The organism is Fibrobacter sp. UWH6, assembly GCF_900142465.1.
In the GTDB taxonomy this organism is placed as follows: Bacteria; Fibrobacterota; Fibrobacteria; order Fibrobacterales; family Fibrobacteraceae; genus Fibrobacter.
In genome coordinates, this window is record NZ_FRAX01000004.1 from 263,526 (window position 1) to 282,201 (window position 18,676).

Consider the following 18,676-nt stretch of genomic DNA (forward strand, 5'->3'; position numbering starts at 1 on the left):
CCGCTAGACCTAAATGGTAGGACTAACGCCCCTAGTGTTGTGTAAAACACTATGCAATGATGTGATTTTTCTGTAACCTTTGTGATATCTTTCTGTAGTTTTTCTATAATGGGGCGACAATAGCTCCAAGGTGGAGTGGCTATACCCTTTGGGGGTAGAGCGTAGGAAATTGAATTTAAGGAATTGAACCATGAATATCGCAATCGTCGGTACAGGCTATGTGGGCCTTGTAAGCGGTACATGCTTCGCCGAAATGGGTGTGAATGTCACCTGTGTTGACGTCAATCAGGCAAAAATTGAATCCCTTCAGAAGGGTCAAATCCCTATTTATGAGCCGGGCCTTGACGAAATGGTGCTCCGTAACCAGCGTGAAGGACGTCTTCACTTTACAACGGATTTAGCCAGTGTCCTGGACGATGTGGAAATGGTTTTTAGCGCAGTAGGTACCCCTCCCGATGAAGATGGAAGTGCCGATTTGCAGTACGTTTTGGCTGTTGCCCGTACTTTTGGCCAGAATATCAAGAAATATACCGTGCTGGTAACCAAATCCACAGTCCCGGTTGGTACTGCCCAGAAGGTAAAGGCTGCCATCCAGGAAGAACTGGATAAGCGTGGTGTTCAGATTCCCTTTGACGTGGCCAGCAACCCCGAATTCCTGAAAGAAGGCTCGGCAATTGCAGACTTTATGAAGCCGGATCGCGTGGTGGTGGGTGTAGAAACCGAACAGGCCAAGGAAATCATGACCCGCCTGTATCGCCCCATGATGCTGAACAATTTCCGTGTCATCTTTACAGATATTCCTTCTGCAGAAATGATCAAGTATGCAGCCAACTCCATGCTGGCTACCCGCATTAGTTTCATGAACGATATCGCCAACCTCTGTGAATTGGTTGGTGCCGACGTGAATATGGTTCGTAAGGGAATCGGTAGTGACTCCCGTATCGGTAGTAAATTCCTTTATCCCGGTTGCGGTTACGGTGGAAGTTGCTTCCCCAAGGATGTTAAGGCTTTGATCAAGACCGCCGAAAAGAATGGCTATAAAATGGGCGTTCTTAAGGCTGTGGAAGAAGTTAACGAATACCAGAAGACCGTGCTCTTCAATAAGCTTTGCAAGCACATGGGTGGAGTCGAAAACATTAAGGGAAAGACTATCGCCATGTGGGGCCTTGCCTTTAAGCCTGAAACCGATGACATGCGAGAAGCCACCGCCCTGGTCCTTATTGACCTGCTTCTTAAGGCCGGCGCCAACATCCGCGTATACGACCCTGTTGCCATGAACGAATGCAAGAGAAGAATGTCCGTCGCTCGTCATTCTGAGCGAAGCGAAGAATCCAGTGACGTACCAGCCATCACCTACTGCAATGACATGTACGAAGCCCTCCTGGATGCAGAAGCCCTTCTCCTGGTTACAGAATGGAAGCAGTTCCGCATGCCTAGCTTTGCGGTGATGAAGAAGTCAATGAAGAACCCCCTCATCATCGATGGTCGTAACATTTACGACGCCAAGGAAGTCGCAGAGGCTGGGTTTGTTTATGATGCAATTGGGTGCTGATAAATATCGTATGAAAAAAGTAATCACTTACGGGACTTACGACCTGCTACATCAAGGGCATATCAATCTTCTCAAGCGAGCCAAGGCATTGGGAGACTATCTGATCGTAGGTGTTACCAATGACAACTTTGACCGCGATCGCGGCAAACTGAACGTGCGTAACAATGTCCTGGAAAGAGTCGAAGCCGTGAAGGCTACAGGCCTTGCTGATCAAATCATCATTGAAGACTATGTCGGCCAAAAAATTGACGACGTCCAGAAGTATGACGTAGACATTTTTGCAATCGGATCCGACTGGGAAGGGAAATTTGATTATCTGAACGAATTCTGCGAAGTGGTATATCTGCCCCGAACCGAAGGCATTTCCTCCACCATGCTCCGAGCAGAAAGCCAGGACGTGGTGAAGGTAGGCATCATCGGCTGCGGCAGAGTCGCGAACCGTTTCCCATCCGAAACAGGAGTGGTGAATGGAGTATCCATCTCCGCTGCCTACGATATTGATCCGAGCGCCAGCCAAAATTACGCAAAGAAATTTGAAGGCGTTACACCGTATGCAAATTTGGACGAATTCTACAAGAATGTAGACGCAGTCTATATCGCAACACCTCACCTGAGCCATTACGACAATATCAAAACCTCCCTCCAGGCTGGCAAGCACGTTCTGTGCGAAACTCCCATGGTCTTGAACAAGGATCAGGCCAAGGAACTATACAAGTTAGCGGAAAATCAGGGTGTCATCCTGATGGAAGCCAACAAGACAGCCCACTGTCCCGCATTCAACCACCTAATGGTGATGATCAAGTCAGGCCTCATAGGCGAGGTGGTGGACATTGAAGCATCCTTATCCCAGCTGCTAGACAAGAAGGGGCGCGAATTTGATCCAGCCCAGGCAGGTGGTGCCATGTTCGAACAAGGCTCTTATCCCCTTCTTCCCATTCTAAAACTGATGGGAATCAACTACGAAAGCATCCAGTTATTCTCACGTATGGAAAACGGCGTGGATGTTCATACCAAGGGACTTATCAAATATCCCAAGGCCGTTTGTTCTTTCAAGGTCGGGCTGGGTGTTAAAACCGAAGGCAACCTGGTAATTTCGGGAACTAAGGGATACGCCTATGTTCCTGCTCCTTGGTGGAAGACGGACTATTTTGAACTTCGCTACGAAGACAGCAACAACAATAAGAAATTCTTCTATAAGTGGGATGGCTTTGGCCTTCGTTACGAAATCCAGGAATTCATCAGTTGCATCTACAACCATAGGTTCTCCTCCGCCCGACTCCGCCGTAGGGAAAGCATCTGCATGGCAGAAATTATGGAGCAGTTCAGCCAGCGTAAAAACTTTTTTGAGATTTAAAAGAAGGTATTTCTATGATCAACTTTACCGTAGGTCCAGTCCAATCCAGCGATGCTGTTCGAACCGTCGGTGCGGAACAGGTCCCGTACTTTCGTACTGCAGAATTTTCTCAGCTGATGTTCGAGAACGAAACCCTGGTGAAAAAGTTCGCCAAGGCAACCGATGATTCCAAGGTTGTCTTCATTACCGGATCAGGCTCTGCCGGCATGGAAACCGCCATCATGAACACCTTGACCCCAAAGGACAAGGCCATCGTGGTGAACGGCGGTAGCTTCGGCCACCGTTTTGTGGAACTTTGCGAGCTCCATGAAATTCCCTTTACCGAAATCAAGCTGAACGCGGGCAAGGCCATTAAGGCGGAACACCTGGCCGAATTCAAAGGCAAGGGCTATACCACCTTCATCGTGAATAAGCACGAAACATCCACTGGTGTCCACTACGACATGAACCTGATCAGCGACTTCTGCAAACGCAACAACCTGTTCCTGATCGTGGATTGCATCAGCACCTTCCTGGCAGATCCTTTCGATATGGCCGGCCTTGGCGTAGACATCATGATTACAGGTTCCCAGAAGGCCTTGGCCTGTCCTCCGGGCATTTCCGTCATGGCACTTTCCCCCAAAGCACTGAAGCGCGTCGAAGAAGTCAAGTGCAAGTGCCAGTACCTGGACCTGAAACTTGCACTGAAGAATGCCGAACGTGGCCAGACACCCTGGACCCCTGCAGTAGGCATTCTGCGTCAGATCCACACCCGTCTAAAGGAAATCGAGGCAAACGGCGGAGTGGAAGCGGAAATCGCTCGTACCGCAGCGCTGGCCAATTACTTCCGTGACCAGATCAAGGATTTGCCCTTCGAAATCGTTTCCGAATCTCTTTCCAATGCAGTGACCCCACTTCATCCCACCACAGCATCTGCTTACGACATCTTCCTGAAAATTAAGGACGAATACGGGATGTGGATTTGCCCCAACGGCGGAGATATGAAGGACACCATTTTCCGCGTCGGTCACATTGGTGCTCTTACCACTGCGGACTATGATGACTTAATTGAGGCTTTTAAGGATTTGCAAAGGAAGGGCTTTATCTAATGCATCTTATGTTTAAACTAAAAAGATGCGTTCGTATGTTTTTTGAAACATCTTTTCTTAAAACGTTATACTTTAATTTTAGGGTATTACCATTTAGACAAGCGGTTCATGTTCCTATATATCTTTATCCTCGGGTTGAACTTGTTGGCATTTATCGAGGATGTATTAGGTTTGTAGATGAAAAGAATATTTATGGAGGAATGATTTCTATAGGATATAACAAATATCCAGTTACACCTTCCAAAAAAACATATACTTTATTGCGCTTTGAAACTAAAGGGAAACTACTTTTGGGATCAGAAGTTGTAATAAAAAATGGGTGTGTTATTTGCGTTTATAAGAAAGCTGTTCTAGAAATTGGGAAAAATTTTTATTGTAATTCAAATACATCAATATATTCAAAAAGTAGTGTGTTAATAGGGGATAATTGCAGTTTTGGGTGGAATTGCCAAATTTACGATTCCAATTTCCATTTTATGTATGATGAATCGAAACATTCAATTTCCAAGTGTCACGGGAATGTTGTTATTGGAAATAATGTGTGGATTGCGAATAGTTGTGTCGTTTCAAAAAATGCTGTGATTCCTCCATTTTCTGTTGTGGCAAATGGAAGTTTGGTGAATAAGAACTTTTCAAGTATTGAGTCATTTGGAAATGTTTTTGCTGGAGTACCTGCAAAGGTTGTTGCTACGGGAAAAACAATGATAAAAAATTTGAAATTTGAACATTTTTTGTTGAAATATTTTGATGAACATGAAAATGAGAATGAATATTTTCTAGAGAAAAAGGAAAATAGTTGGTTTGAGAATTGATTTATGGATCAAACTGTAAAAAATCAGACGATAAATAGCGCAAAATGGAACTTTCTTGAAAGAATAGCTGTTCAGGGTATTCAGTTTATTCTTGGCGTTGTAATGGCTCGAATGTTGGTTCCTTCTGATTATGGGGCTGTTGGAATGTTAGCTGTTTTTTTTGCAGTGTCTCAATCTTTTATAGATAGTGGTTTTAGTTCTGCTTTGATTCGAAAAAAAAATCAAAGTGATAGAGATTTCAGTACTGTATTTTACTTCAACATTGTTATTTCCCTAGTCGCCTATGGAATTTTATTTGCAATAGCTCCATGGGTTGGCTCCTTTTTTAATTTGCCAATTTTGTGCTCTGTTTTGAGAGTACAGGCTGTTGTTCTGGTTATAAATGCGTTTATGGCGGTTCAAGTTGCAATGTTGCAAATTAAATTAGATTTTAGGTCTTTAGCCCTACGAAATGTTTTAGCTACACTCGTATCAGGTTTTTGTGGTGTTGCTTTTGCTTATTTGGGATATGGTATTTGGTCGCTGGTTTACCAACAGATAATTGCCGCTGCATTTAATTTGATTTTTATTTGTTGCGTTTGTAGGTGGTTCCCCAAAACCGGTTTTTCTTGGCGTTCATTTAGGGAACTCGGTTCCTTTGGGTTTAAGTTACTAGTTTCAGGATTACTTCATACTTTGTATCTGAACATGACGTCTTTTGCAATAGGTAAATTTTATTCTCCCAAAGATTTAGGTTTTTACACTCGAGGCTCGCAGTTTGCTCAATTGCCGAATAAAACGATAAATGGTGTACTTCATTCCATTATGTATCCCATTATGGCCAAAATACAAGATGATGAAGCACGCCTGATTAATGTTTATCGCAAATATATCCGCATAACCTCCTTATCAATATTCATTTTTTCAGGACTTCTCGTTGCTCTTGCAAAACCAATAATTCTCCTCTGTTTGACGGACAAATGGTTTAACGCAATTATTTTTTTGCAGGCATTTGCTTTTTCGAGTATGTTTGATCACTTAAGTACAATTAATTTGACGTTGTTAAAAGTGAAGGGTCGTTCGGATTTATATTTGAAGTTGGAAGTTATAAAAAAGCTGATTTCGGTGACAATTCTGTTTTTAGCAATACCCAATGGTGTTTTGGCTATTTGCTTGTCTGCAGTTGTATATAATTTTATTGCTGTGTATATTAATAGTTATTACACAGGAAAATTTTTTAAGTTAACGTGCTTCCAGCAATTTAAAGATTATTTGCCGTATCTACTTTGTTGTATCTTTGCTTGTACCCCAGCTTATTTGCTCACGCTCTTAAATATTCCATATTTGATAATGATTTCTGTAGGGTCCATGGTTGCTTTAGGTCTGTATTGGTTCTTACTCCGTAATAATGCTGACATGATAGAAATCATTGGTTTGGCAAAAGACAAATTTAGACGTAAAAGGTATAATAATGTTTGATTTTCTGAAAAATATTGTAGCACGATGCGCAAACAGACTTTGTAAAAAACAAAAAAACGCTATACTTTTTTACCCACATGGGAACTGTCGTTTTGATGGATACGATATATTGAATGGTGAGTCTGATAATGTCTTGTGCTTGTTGAATGACATGCTTCAGGATAGCCGATTTAAGGACTTCCATTTTTTTGTGGTTTATTATCATAAAGATCGTTTAAAATCATATCAAAAATATTGTGAAGCGTTTCATTTAGATCGAATTCATTTTGTGCTAGCTTCCGAAAAAATTTCTGTTATGAAAGCTGTTTTTAAATGTTATACGATTTTTACAGATACAGATTTCACTCGCATTTGTTATCGAGTGTCGACTCAACGTGTTGTGTGCCTTAATTATTTTGGAGGATTGATAAAAAATGAGTTTTTCCGAATAGAAGAAATGGGCGGTTATAAAAGTATGATACGTGAACAAAATAAGATGCATTATCTTTTTGATTACCATTTGTCTATTTCAGACATTTGTTCAAAATTTATTGCCTTAGACAACTGCCATTATTATGGTAATTTCTTGTCGTTAGGTTTTCCTCGCAATGATGTCTTGTTTAAGGACCACTTGAATCTGAAAAGTGAAATTGAAAAAATTGTTGGTTTTAAGTTCAAAAAAATAATTACTTATGTTCCAACGCATCGAGATTATGAAAATAGTAAACGATCTTTTTATAACGAAAAAAACGAATCTCCACGATCAATATGGGGACATGTGTGCGAAAGTGATTTGGTATTGCTTGAAAAAATGCTTGAGGAAACAGAAACTCTTGTTGTTGCCAAAGTTCATCCTGTGCAACAAGCGCAAACATCTGTGATTGTAAAGAAATCAAGTAGACATGTGCTTTTTTATAGTGATTTAGTTGAGAATGTTAAAACAAGTTTAAATCCTCTCCTTGCTATATCGGATAGTATCATTACAGATTACACCACAACCGTATATGATTTTCTATACCTAAATCGTCCTATTATTTATTATTTCTATGATTATGAACAATATCGCTCAACAAGAGGTTTTTTTGTTGATCCTATTGAACCGATTTGTGCTGGCCATATAACTTATAATATGCAAGAATTGATTCTTGCAATTCAAGACATATGTTTAGGAAAAGACCCTGAAAGGGAAAAAAGGCTTGTTCTTCAAAAAATGTTCATTAAGTATTTGGATAATAAAGCCTGTACTCGCATCAAAGAATATTTTTTTCGAGATAATTAAATGCAGTTGTCGCCTATATACCTATTGTTATTGACGTTAGCATCGGTGTTTGCATTTTTTTATAAGAATAAAATGCTGGCCTGGGCGCTGTGTGTTTTCATGTTCGTCCTTGCTGTTTTTCGTGGGGTTGAAGTTGGTACGGATTGTCTGGGCTATCAAAAAGATTATTATATCATAAAAAGCGTTTTTGACGGAAATAAAATATTTCATTCTTTTGAAATCGGCTTTGTCGGATTAATAGCCCTGTTTAAACAGTATGTGACTAGTTTGTATTTGCCATTTGTTTCGGTGCTTTTCTGTGTATTTTGGTTTGGATTTTTAAAATTCATCAAATATTACAATATTCCACTAAGCTTGGCTTTATTCTTTCTGTTAACCCAATCTCATTATTTTTATGCATACAATATTATGCGACAGATGATGGCCTTGGGATTAATTGTATCTGTTATTTCTTGGCTTTATGAAAAAAAATATGTCAAGTTTTGTTTGTATGTTATCATTGTTAGTATGCTTTTCCATAAAAGCTCTATAATATTTGCTTTTTTATGTGTTATTCATCATTATTATCATAAATGTCCAAAATTCTTCTCAAAGAAGAATATGTACATTGCTGTAATTTTGTCGTTCTTGTTCTTTTTCACGGCCGATCAGACATCGATGGGAATGTTGGCTTCAATGGCAGGCTTGTTCTATAGTCGATATGAACAATATTTACTGGGATCGATTGGAACCGGGGTGGAAACAGGCTATTTGTTCATGGGTTGTCAGTCTCTATTTGTGCTGGCCTTGATTTTTTTGTATAATAATAATGAACGCAATAAATTTGAATTTATTGTCTATATTACGGGAATTGTTATATTCAACGTATTAAGCGCGATATCGGTTGTAGCGACCCGTGTTGCAGAGAGTTTCCTGATATTTAACACAGTGTTATTTCCTATGCTGATGTTGGACAAGACCAACAAACGTTTGAAATGGATTAGAATTGTAATTGTTGTTGTATCTCTTGTTTTGTTTTTCTATAGGTATGGAGTCAAGAATGATGGTCTTGTGAATCCATATTATTTTGAATCAAGGTTTGAGGAGTGATATGTCTGGTATTGAGTATTCCTTCATTGTTCCTCATCATAATAACCCTGAATTGCTGAATCGATTGATTGCGTCGATTCCTTTGCGTGATGATGTAGAAATCATCGTTGTCGATGATAATAGTGATGAAGCGAAAAAGCCTGTAGAATTAAGAAGTGATTGTAGATTTTTGAAACTTTCGTCTTCTGATTCGATGGGGGCTGGAAAAGCACGCAATGTCGGATTGGATCATGCGAATGGAAGGTGGTTGCTGTTTGCTGATTGTGATGACTGTTATGAAGAGGGCTTTTTGAATGTTTTGGATAATTACGTCAATTCAGAAATAGACATCCTATATTACGATGTTTTTTATGCGTGGGATCCTGTTCAGAAAAAGGAACGCTGGCCTCAGAAATATAGCGTGGCTATAGCTAATTATTTGAAAGATAGAAGTAGCGTTTATTGGCAAAAAATGGTCAAGCATGTTATCCAGGGACCATGGAATTTCATGATCCGAAGAGAATACGTCCTTGGAATAAACGCGCGATTTGAGGAAGTCCCTAAGGGAAACGACGCGTACTTCCATCATTACGTTGCGATGAATACGAATCGTTTTGAAATTGTTGAAAATAAAATCTACTATTGGCTATGGAATGAAGGGGGGATAACGGGGAAAAAAAGGTCTAAGGATGCTTATCTTTCTGAGATTCCTCATAATGCAAAATTGCTAAATATGAGAGCTGAAGCGGGTGCCTGGAATACGATTCCCCCTTTTTATAAGGGCTTTGGAAAAGTGAAATCAGATTGTGGAATTTTCTTTTCTGTAAAATGGCTTTGCCTGAATTTCTTTTCAGAAGTTCCTTGGTTTAGAGTGTGGCTTGAACGAAAGAAAATGGAGCTGCGAAAATGAAGAAACACGTTTTTATGATTTTGGCTCATAATAATCCTGAGTATTTAAATCGTATGGTTTCGATGCTTGATGCTCCCAATCATTTTTTTATCGTCCATATTGATAAAAAAAACGAATTGCTTTTGGAGCACTCTGCAATCACCCTTTTAAAAGAAAAGAAAAACTGCACTGTGTTTAGTGAGGTTTCCGTAAATTGGGGGGGACTCACTCAGGTTCTTGCGACATTGGCTTTGGTTAGAAAGGCTTTGAACTCTGAAGACCATTACGATTATTTCCACTTGATTTCGGGATGCGACCTTCCCTTGGTTTCTGCAACCGAAATGGATAGAATGGTTGAAAATGATTCAATTAAAGGCTATGTGGGCCTGGTTGAGATGGACTGGAGCGGACTGCGGAAGTTGTCGAGTAGATATAGACTGTTCCATTTTAACGACTTTGCTGACCGAAGAAACCATAATTTGAAAACAATCCTTTGCCGTTCCATTGAAATGGCGGAAAAAGTTTTTTCAAAGATCGGTGTTTATCCAAGATGTGATTTAAAAATGCCTGTATATAAGGGCTCTCAGTGGTGGTCTTTAAGTCGTGATGTTATTTGCTACGTAGATGATTTCTTAAAGGATCATCCGAAATACATAAAAAGATTCCAGTGGACGTCTTGCATTGATGAAATCTTTTTTCATACAATTGTATTCAACAGTCCGTTTGCTAGCGTGATTGAAAAAAATAATCATCGCTATATAGACTGGAGAAAGCTATCGAAAAAAGACAAACCTCCTCGAATACTCACCGAGGATGCAATTCCTGAAATTGAAAAAGGGTGTTTTTGGTTTGCTAGAAAAACTGATCCAAAAAAATCAGAGTTGTTGATAAAGTATTTTGAAGAGAAAGTGAAAGGCTAGATGGAAAATAAAACTCCTAATATTGAATATACGGTCAAAAATAATATTTGTACGGGTTGTGGTGTTTGCCAGGGGGCCTGTCTCTCTGGTGCAATTTCCATGATTGTAATCAATGGAGAATTTAGACCATCAGTAGATTTGAGTAAATGCAATAACACAAAGGGATGCCATCGTTGCTTTGATGTATGTCCTGGTGTTGGGATTAATTTGCAGGAGCAGGCTGGTAAAATATTTACTGATGATGGTGTTCAGGAAAATAAATACATTGGCAGATTCTTGAATTGTTATGTGGGACACAGTAATGATCAGGATTTGAGATACCATGCCGCAAGTGGGGGAACTTTAAGTCAATTTTTAATCTGGTTACTAGAAAATGACAAAATTGATGGTGCTGTTGTCACAAGGTTTGAAAAGGAGTCCCTTTTAAAAGTTAAAACGTTTATTGCAAAGACTAAGGCGGAAATTCTTTCTGCTAAAAGCTCCAAATATGCACCGACCTCATTGTATGGGATTGTTGCTGAATTAAAGGCTGAACAAAAAAAACGTTTTGTTGTTGTTGGTGTACCCTGTCAAATTGAAGGTATGCGTAAATTGCTTACGGTTGACAAAAAACTGCAAGAAAAAGTATGCGGTTTGATTTCTGTATATTGCTCTGGGTCACGAACCTTTAATTTTACAGAATATGTGCTGAAGGAACGAAATATTGACTTGGATAAATTGAATTATCTTGCTTATCGAGATAATGGTTGTTTGGGTGGCTTGGTAGCAAAAGGTGAAAACATAGACTTTTATGAGGATTATCAAAGCTATAGCCATCCATTACGATCAATGTTTTTCCCAAGACGTTGTGTTTTATGCGCTGACCATTTTGGCGAATTGAGCGATGTTTCTTTTGGTGACATTCACATAGCTCCATATTCTGAAGACAAAATTGGTGTTAACTCTGTTGTTGTCAGAACTACGAAATGGGGAGAATTGCTTGAAAATGCAAAAAAATCTGGTGCACTAACTTTAGAAAATTTGGATTCTGCAAAATTGATTGAGTCTCAAATTATGTCTAAGGTAAAAAAAAATCGTAATGTTTCTTTTGGAATGCTTCTAAAAAAACTTGGAAAGACTGCTCCTGATTTTGGGGCGGCGTATGATGCCCGAGTGGGTTTGAAAACTATTTTAAATTATGCTCAAATTCGTCTTCAACAGTTTATCGGTCGTCATAAAAGGCTTTGGTTTCTAATTCCCTTCTTAAAGGCTAAGGTTAAGATTTACTAATGAAAAAAATTGGCTGTGTAATCGCTTATCGCAAGGGGCATACCAATTACGGTACCGCCTTGGTTGGCTATGCTCTTTTGAAGAAAATCCTGCAGCTTGGTTTTCAGGTAGAAGTGATAAATTATGTAAAGAGATTATCTGTAAAACAGAAAGTTGCTTTTGTTTTGAATGCGATTTTGTGCGGTGAGCTTAAGTGCATTGTAGAGCGCTTGACTTCGAAACGGGTGATGAAAAAATATCCCCGTTATGCAGCAGGAATTAAAGAACGAACTGCAATTGTTGAGGCATACAAAGAAAAAAAGTTGATTCCTCTTTTTAGGGATTTTGTAGGATATTCAGCTTTACACGAAGGCTCGAAACAATATGATGCCGTTGTCGTTGGCAGCGATCAGGTTTGGACTCCTATGTCTTTGCCTAATAAATTCTTTAACTTGTTGTTTGTGAGCGATTCTGTTCGCAAGGTCGCTTATGCCTCTAGTTTTGGAGTTAGTGTAATTCCGAATTTCCAGAAAGAGGCCACAGGCAAATACCTCGATCGCTTCTATAAAATTGGTGTTCGTGAGCAAAAGGGGAAGGAAATCGTAGATTCTTTGAGCCATCAGGTCGCTCAAGTCGTTGCCGATCCAACAATGCTTTTGAATGCAGAAGAATGGCGCGAAGAAATTTTTGCTGAGCCTCAACAAGTTGGCGAACCATATATTTTCTGCTATTTCCTGGGCAACAATCAAGAGGCTCGCAAGGCTGCAAATGAATTGAAGGCAAAAACCGGTTTCAAGATTGTAACGTTGCGTCATATGGACGAATATGTTCCCGAAGATGAATCTTTTGGTGATGAAGCTCCTTATGATGTGGATCCCGATGGATTCCTACGGTTAATTCATAATGCCTCCTATGTTTGCACGGATTCATTTCATTGTTCAGTATTCAGCATTCAGTTCCATAAGCAATTCATGACGTTCTATCGTTTTGCTCAAGGTGCAGCAACGGGACGTAATTCTCGAATCGATTCGCTGTTTAGCGTTTTGGGAATCAATCGTAATCGCCTTTATCAAGGGGATGTCTTTAAAATTGATGAAGCTGTTGACTGGAATGTCGTTGATGAAAAGTTAAGATCGTTGAGGGAAGAAAGTATTCGTTTCCTGCGAGAATCTTTGTCATGATTATGAGAACCTTGGCTTTATTCCTGATTTTATTCCATTGTACTTTTGCGCAATGGAATAGTTGGAGTGATGCTTCAACGGTTCGTAAAAATTTATTGAAGGCTGCGAAAGAAGGGAAAACTTACTTTAGTCAGTTTCATGTTTATGATGCAAGAAGTGAGCGGAACCATTTTTCTTCGGGATATAAAGAGGCTACTGGCGAGGACCTTTTTGTTTATGGTTTGGATTTCTATTACGCCACTGGCACGTACTTTGATTCAACCTATAAAGCCGATAATCGAAAGAGAATTATTGAAATCGTAAGAAAAATGTGGAAGGATAATGGTGCGATTCCTTCTTTTTCGTGGCATTTGGAAAACCCGTATGTACCGTCTGATTTTGATAATTATATGGGATGTCGATACAGGAAAAGTTCTCAGGTTCCCGATTATCCTGCAAAACATAGATATGTGATTCGAGAAATTTTGGAAGGAACTGGTGATACATGTGGCTATGGCAGATTTCGCTCAAAGGATGACTTCGCTAATGTTTACGAAACTCCAGCGAAGTGGTTTGATGCAAGAATAAAAGAGGTTGCTTCAATACTAAATGAATTGGTCGATGATGATGGCAAACCAATACCGATGATAATTCGTCTATGGCATGAGATGGAGGATGATTGGATGTGGTGGGGCCGAAGCAGTGTATCTCCAAAGGATTATAAGGCTTTTTTTGTTTTAACAGAGAAAAGTATAAAACAGTATGCTCAGCGGGCTCAGATTCTTTGGGGATATGGGCCAGACCGACATTGGAAAGAATCTGATTTCTTTAAATGGTATCCTGGTGACGAATATGTTGATATAATTGGTTTTGATGACTATTCTATCGGGAGGGATGAAACTGATTTTCAGAATGTGATTAAAAGAGCTCAGTTTGTGTCGCGTGAGGCTGAAAAAAAAGGTAAAGTTGCAGCTCTTTTTGAAACAGACAATAAAGATTCCTCTACAACGAATATATTTTTTAGGTATCGATTGAAAAGATTGTTGCAAACGAATGGGGTGCGGTTGAGCTTGGTTCAGTTATGGTCTACAAGTAAAATTTCAAACGAGGCGCAGAGAGTAGACCGACTTGAATTTCTGAGTAATAATGCTATCATTATAAAAAGAAAGGGTGAATGATTTTTATGCAGAATGTTATCATGTGCTGCTCCACATTGAACACCAAGGGTGGGATGGTCAGTGTGACGAAAAATTACCTCAGTTATTCAAATTGGGGTGATTATAGGATTGATTTTATTCCAACCCATTTTGACACAAAAAAGTGGGTGCTCTTGATTTTTTTTGCCATTCAATTTGCAAAAATTTTGTTTGCAGTAAAAACACGCAAGTACAATATCGCTCATCTGCACACTGCGGAACGTGGTAGCTTTTGGAGAAAGTCCATGTTGATGAAATTTTTTCATCGTCATGGAATAAAAGTAATTTTGCATCATCATGCCGCTGAATTTGAAGATTTTTATGCAAAGTGCTCTGAACTGCAAAAAGAGAAAATAAGGAAAACTCTTGCTGAAGCGGATTTGAATATTGTTCTTAGTGAACGATTGATTTCCATGATAAAGGATAAAGAACCTTCCGCTAGAGTTGAAGTTCTTTATAATGCAGTTCCTTCCTATGAAAAAAATCCATATTCGTTAGAAGCTCGTAATGTGCTATTTATGGGTCGTCTTGGTGTGCGCAAAGGTACATTTGACTTGATTGAGGCTATCAAACGGCTTGATGACAAGATTCCTGAAGATGTCAAGTTCTATCTGTGTGGAGACATGGGTGAAAATGAGGTGAGGGCTAAAGTCAAAGAACTTGGCGTTGAACACAGGATTGCTCATGTTGGCTGGATTGATGGTGCTCAAAAAAAAGATTTCATTAGTAAATCTATGATTAACTGTTTGCCTTCTTATAATGAAGGTCTTCCAATGACTATTCTGGAAACCATGGCTGCTGGCATTCCGAATATTTCCACGAACATTGCTTCGATTCCCGAAGTTATAATGGATGGGGAAAATGGCTTTCTTATTGAACCGGGGGATGTTGATGCTCTAACGGAAAAATTGCTTCATTTGATAGTTGATGAAAAGCTACGTAGTGATTTCAGTGAAAAATCTTATAATTTGATAAAAAATAACTTTTCTATTGATTCAAATATTATTAAATTAAAAGAGATTTTCAGAAATCTTTAGGAGCAATGTGAAGTTTATTCGTTTTTTAAATACCGATATTTTGGCGATAACTCAAGAGGACCTTCTTCGGGATTTGAAGAAAGGTGTACTTTTTACTCCAAATTTGGATCATTTAGTAAAACTTCAAAAAGATCGTGATTTTTATGAGGCGTATCAACAAGCAGAATGGATTGTTTGTGATAGCATGGTTCTCTATTTTTGTTCAAAATTCTTGAAAAACAAGTTGCCAGATGTTGTTCCTGGTTCAAGTTTTTTCACAGAATTTTACAGATATCATGCTGCCGATGAAAATTGCAAAATTTTCTTACTTGGTGCGATGGATGGTGTTGCTGAAAAAGCGAAAGCAAAAATCAATGCTGCCGTTGGACGTGAAATTATTGTAGGAGCACACTCCCCAAGTTTTGGCTTTGAAAGAAAACTTGATGAGATTGAAAATATCATACAGATTGTTAATGAAAGTGGAGCTAATGTAGTTCTTGTTGGAGTGGGCGCTCCGAAACAGGAAAAGTTTATAATGAAGTACAAGGATCGCATGCCTGGGGTTGATATTTGGATGGCTCTTGGAGCTACCATTGACTTTGAAGCGGGGAATATTTCTAGAGCTCCTATTTTTATGCAGAAATGCGCAATGGAATGGCTTTATAGATTCTTTAAAGAACCCAAAAGAATGTTTCGTAGATATTTTTTGGATGATTTGAAATTTTTTTGGCTTTTCTTGAAACAAATTTTGGGTGTGTACAAAAATCCGTTCAAAACGTAAGGATTTTTCGTACCCTTTGACAAAAAGTTGCTACAGCTTATTAAACAGTTCGTCCAGTTCCTGGATTCTGTTCCTGTAGCTTTGCTTTAGCATGAGTATGGCTTCGTCGAATGATTTGCTTTCGTCTCCGATAATGCCGTCGTTGATTTTTATGGGCCACATTTTGTTGTTGCGTTCGTTCGATTTGCTGATGTATGTATGAAGCGAATCGATAAAGCTGTCCATCTGGCCGAACTTTTCCTTGTACTTGTTCCACTGCTCGATGACTACTTCCTTGTAGCGGGTCTTCTTGAGCAGGGCTTTGTTCCACATGGCCTTTTCGAGCTTTATTCCGCTGATGGTGGAGGAGAATGTTTCCCAGTCGAAGTCCCAGACGGGGCCAGCGGTTAGCTTGGTCGTTGCGTCCTTGTGCATGTAGAAGCTTTTGGGGTGCTTGGGCTCTGTGTTTGTCGCGACTTCGTAGATAATCCAATACAGCGCCATGCTTTTTAGGTCGATGTAGTCTTCCGGATTCAGCAGGGATTCGTTATCGTAAAGGGCGGTCTCGAGGGTGTTTACGTAATTTTGTATGTACTCCTGTTGTTCTGCGGAGAGGTCTTCGAGATCGGGATCTTTGATCGTTGCGGGAATATTTCGGTATTTTGTTTTGAAGATGTTTTCCTTGTTGTTCTTGTCGAATTCCAGCAGGTAGGCGTTATTTCTTAGACCGAGTCGATTTTTCGAAAGTTCGATTTTTTCACAGAGGTAGTAGTTGCCCAGGAATTTCCTGTTGAGGTAGACTTCAACGAAACGGCCTGATGGCGTCCATCCGATTTCTGTGAATCTGGCGATTTCTAAGGCCAGTGCGTTTCTGATGAGGGTGCGGTCGCGATAGTTTGCCAGCAGTACCCACTTTTTTGCCTTGGGCATGCCGAACAGTGACGTTTTTTCGTTGAATTTTATGGCGTAGGGCTTCTTGACGTAGGTCCAGGTTGTGTTGCCGCGGCCTTTAATCGTCAGTTCCATGATTTCACTTTCTGGTGCGTTTTCGCCCCAGATTTGAAACTTTGCTGGAATCTCTGTTTCGCGATCTTTGATTGCTCGGAAATTTTCAGTTTCAATGACAATCCTAGGAATTCCTGCGTATGGATATTCAGAGTCATCTAGGGGGAGATATTCTTTTGGATTTTTAGAACAGAGATTTTTGTTTATAACAATGGATCCATTGTTACATTCATACATGATTTGTGAAGAATCTTTCGATTCTGACAAATCTCCGACGGTGGAATCTTTTGATTCTGGGCGAATTGTGACGATAGAATCTTCTGGAACTAGGTCTATCCATCGATACCCATTACAGTATTGTTTCTTGCCGAGTTTTGAATCATCAATGATTTCGCCGTAGCGATCGCCATCGCAAGCGTAAAATTTCCCGCTGAGCTCAAATTCATTTGAGTCGGATGAAAAGTCTGAACACCCGTTTAAAATCAAGAAAAAGAAAGCAATCAGTAGATAGGAAAACCTCATTTTATACGTTCGCTATAATCTGGTTTTCACAGTTAATGCTGTTACGTTCTACATTGTTCCACACCACGCAATCTTTTATTATTGCATCCTTAAGAATGCAATTGTCTCCGATGGTTACATTGGGACCTATAGTAGAATTTTCGATACGGCAATTCTTGCCAATATGGCAGGGAGGTATGATTGCGTTGTGATTATTCAATTCCGCAGTGTTTTGATCAATAGTACCTGATAGACGATTGTTCAGTAACCAAGTGTTCGTTTCAATCAGGGTTTCCGGTAAACCGCAGTCTAGCCATTCTTTTACAGGGGCCGTACGGAATTTGCAGCCCTCTTCAATCATCATCTGCAATGCATCTGTCAGTTGCAGTTCGCCTTTGGTTCGGATATCATTATCCATGAGGTGTTGCAAGGCTGTTTTTAGCGCCTTTACATCTTTGATGTAGTAGATGCCGACTATGGCTTCGTTACTTACGAATTCTTGGGGTTTCTCTACAAGACGTTGGATGTTACCGTTGGTGTCGGTGACTGCTACGCCAAATCGGCGGGGGTCGGCGACTTTGTAGGTGAATAGAATGTTACTGGATTCTTCGCTTCGCTCAGAATGACGTACAGGATTGAGTATGCTAAGGTCGGCGTCAAAGAGGGTGTCGCCTAGGATGATGAGTAGGGGCTCATCGTTGACATAGGGGAGGGCTAAGCTGATGGCTTGACCTAGCCCCTGGGGGTCGCTCTGGAGAATGGCGCGTGTTTTGCCCCAGTTTGGTTTGCTTTCCAGATACTGATCCATTTTCTCGGCTTTATAGCCGGTAATGAAGATTGTTTCGGAGGGATTGAGCTTTAAAGCGTCTTCTACGATCCAGTCAATAATAGTTTTTCCGCCTACGGGAAGCAAACACTTTGGCAACTCGTTTGTGTACGGTCGCATGCGTTCCCCCTTTCCGGCAACTGGCAAAATGACTTTCACGTTTTCTCCTTTAGATTCAAGTATCTTTAACCCAACTAGATTTTAAGAAATTTGTGGGGTAAAGATAACAATTCAACATCCTCCCCCTTAAATTCAATGATAAAAAACTGATGGTTTTAGACCATCAGTTTTTCATATAGTTCGCGCTTGTTGTTCTGCTTTAACCCTTTTCTAAGGAGGCTTTCAGTTTAAGGACTTCCTTGGATGAGAGACTGCAAATCGAAATGATTTCATTAATGCCGTATTTCCGTTTTAGCATAGTCATTGCAATTTCAAGAGTTTTATTCTTAGTAGCCTCTTTTGCAGCTTCTTTTGCTGCTTCTTTTGCAGCAGCTTCCGCTTTAAGTACTGCGCTGGCAAGGCGGGTATTGTATTCATCTTGTCTTTTCTTTTCACTGAGTTGAGA

The 18,676-nt window shown here is 39.9% G+C and carries 17 protein-coding genes; 14 read left to right on the plus strand and 3 right to left on the minus strand.

Translation table 11 applies throughout. The features are described from left to right. The first annotated feature begins 190 nt into the window (after positions 1-190). The 14 genes from BUB73_RS05875 to BUB73_RS05940 are packed head-to-tail and all read left to right on the plus strand — an operon-like array spanning position 191 to position 15,800. On the plus strand, positions 191-1,552 hold the full coding sequence (locus BUB73_RS05875) for a UDP-glucose dehydrogenase family protein (RefSeq protein ID WP_073284342.1): 1,362 nt from the start codon (positions 191-193) through the stop codon (positions 1,550-1,552). 10 nt (positions 1,553-1,562) lie between these two features. Next, positions 1,563-2,906: a Gfo/Idh/MocA family oxidoreductase gene (locus BUB73_RS05880; RefSeq protein WP_073237568.1), complete on the plus strand. Its 1,344-nt coding sequence runs from the start codon at positions 1,563-1,565 to the stop codon at positions 2,904-2,906. 14 nt (positions 2,907-2,920) lie between these two features. Next, positions 2,921-3,994, plus strand: coding sequence for a pyridoxal-phosphate-dependent aminotransferase family protein (locus BUB73_RS05885; protein WP_073237571.1), 1,074 nt, complete (start codon positions 2,921-2,923; stop codon positions 3,992-3,994). Positions 3,995-4,029: 35 nt separating this feature from the next. After that, positions 4,030-4,806 carry an acyltransferase gene (locus BUB73_RS05890; protein WP_170932356.1) on the plus strand — a complete coding sequence of 259 codons (777 nt, stop codon included), beginning with the start codon at positions 4,030-4,032 and terminating at the stop codon, positions 4,804-4,806. Between the two features lie 3 nt (positions 4,807-4,809). Continuing rightward, on the plus strand, positions 4,810-6,264 hold the full coding sequence (locus BUB73_RS05895; protein WP_073237577.1) for a lipopolysaccharide biosynthesis protein: 1,455 nt from the start codon (positions 4,810-4,812) through the stop codon (positions 6,262-6,264). Further along, positions 6,257-7,522, plus strand: coding sequence for a CDP-glycerol glycerophosphotransferase family protein (locus BUB73_RS05900; protein ID WP_073237580.1), 1,266 nt, complete (start codon positions 6,257-6,259; stop codon positions 7,520-7,522). Before BUB73_RS05895 ends, BUB73_RS05900 begins: the two co-directional genes overlap by 8 nt. Next, the gene (locus BUB73_RS05905; protein ID WP_073237582.1) at positions 7,523-8,611 is read left to right on the plus strand and encodes an EpsG family protein; all 1,089 of its coding nucleotides are present in this window, start codon (positions 7,523-7,525) and stop codon (positions 8,609-8,611) included. Position 8,612: 1 nt separating this feature from the next. After that, entirely contained in the window at positions 8,613-9,500 is an 888-nt protein-coding gene (locus tag BUB73_RS05910; protein WP_073237584.1) for a glycosyltransferase family 2 protein, read from the plus strand. Continuing rightward, positions 9,497-10,399, plus strand: coding sequence for a beta-1,6-N-acetylglucosaminyltransferase (locus tag BUB73_RS05915; RefSeq protein WP_073284345.1), 903 nt, complete (start codon positions 9,497-9,499; stop codon positions 10,397-10,399). The genes BUB73_RS05910 and BUB73_RS05915 overlap by 4 nt, the downstream gene beginning before the upstream one ends. Next, entirely contained in the window at positions 10,400-11,668 is a 1,269-nt protein-coding gene (locus tag BUB73_RS05920; RefSeq protein ID WP_073237589.1) for a Coenzyme F420 hydrogenase/dehydrogenase, beta subunit C-terminal domain, read from the plus strand. After that, positions 11,668-12,828: a polysaccharide pyruvyl transferase family protein gene (locus tag BUB73_RS05925; protein ID WP_073284347.1), complete on the plus strand. Its 1,161-nt coding sequence runs from the start codon at positions 11,668-11,670 to the stop codon at positions 12,826-12,828. Before BUB73_RS05920 ends, BUB73_RS05925 begins: the two co-directional genes overlap by 1 nt. Next, positions 12,825-13,985, plus strand: coding sequence for a glycoside hydrolase family 26 protein (locus BUB73_RS05930; RefSeq protein ID WP_073237594.1), 1,161 nt, complete (start codon positions 12,825-12,827; stop codon positions 13,983-13,985). Before BUB73_RS05925 ends, BUB73_RS05930 begins: the two co-directional genes overlap by 4 nt. Before the next feature lie 5 nt (positions 13,986-13,990). After that, entirely contained in the window at positions 13,991-15,040 is a 1,050-nt protein-coding gene (locus BUB73_RS05935; RefSeq protein WP_073284376.1) for a glycosyltransferase family 4 protein, read from the plus strand. A 7-nt stretch (positions 15,041-15,047) separates the two neighbouring features. Then, positions 15,048-15,800 (plus strand): WecB/TagA/CpsF family glycosyltransferase, encoded by a 753-nt coding sequence (locus BUB73_RS05940; RefSeq protein ID WP_073237597.1) that lies wholly within the window; start codon positions 15,048-15,050, stop codon positions 15,798-15,800. 30 nt (positions 15,801-15,830) lie between these two features. On the opposite strand, the gene BUB73_RS05945 is transcribed toward BUB73_RS05940, so the two are convergent. The 3 genes from BUB73_RS05945 to BUB73_RS17205 all read right to left on the minus strand — a co-directional run. Beyond that, positions 15,831-16,805: a CotH kinase family protein gene (locus BUB73_RS05945; RefSeq protein WP_170932354.1), complete on the minus strand. Its 975-nt coding sequence runs from the start codon at positions 16,803-16,805 to the stop codon at positions 15,831-15,833. A 502-nt stretch (positions 16,806-17,307) separates the two neighbouring features. Next, positions 17,308-18,270 (minus strand): sugar phosphate nucleotidyltransferase, encoded by a 963-nt coding sequence (locus BUB73_RS05950; RefSeq protein WP_073284353.1) that lies wholly within the window; start codon positions 18,268-18,270, stop codon positions 17,308-17,310. A 160-nt stretch (positions 18,271-18,430) separates the two neighbouring features. Further along, on the minus strand, positions 18,431-18,676 hold a 246-nt coding region (locus BUB73_RS17205), incomplete at its 5' end, for a hypothetical protein (protein ID WP_175552193.1).